Annotated in this window: 1 pseudogene; it reads right to left on the bottom strand. The window is 67.1% G+C overall.

Annotated features, from left to right (window positions below):
- Positions 1-350: pseudogene (gene desA / locus ACLJNW_RS23740) on the bottom strand (delta-9 fatty acid desaturase DesA); the annotation flags it as partial.

Raw genomic sequence — 350 nt, 5'->3', positions numbered from 1 at the left:
GCTGTGCTTGCCCTCGACCCGATGGGCGATCGGCGCGACCCGGGCGACCCTGGCCAGGCGCAGGAAGCTGAACAGCTTGATCCAGGCCCAGCCCAGGTCGAATTCCCACTTCTTCACCGACAGCTTGGCCGAGTTCGGGTAGGTGTGGTGGTTGTTGTGCAGCTCTTCGCCGCCGATGAGGATGCCCCAGGGCACCAGGTTGGTGGCGGCGTCGCGGCATTCGAAGTTGCGATAGCCGACCGCGTGGCCGAGGCCGTTGACCACGCCGGCGGCCCAGAACGGAATCCATCCCATCTGCACGGCCCAGACGGTCAGGCCAAGGGCGCCGAACAGGGCCAGGTCGATGAGCG

Origin of the sequence: Salmonella sp. SAL4457 (assembly GCF_046548235.1) — a bacterium.
Classification (GTDB): domain Bacteria; phylum Pseudomonadota; class Gammaproteobacteria; order Enterobacterales; family Enterobacteriaceae; genus Salmonella; species Salmonella enterica.
This window is presented reverse-complemented; position numbering and strand designations above follow the sequence as displayed.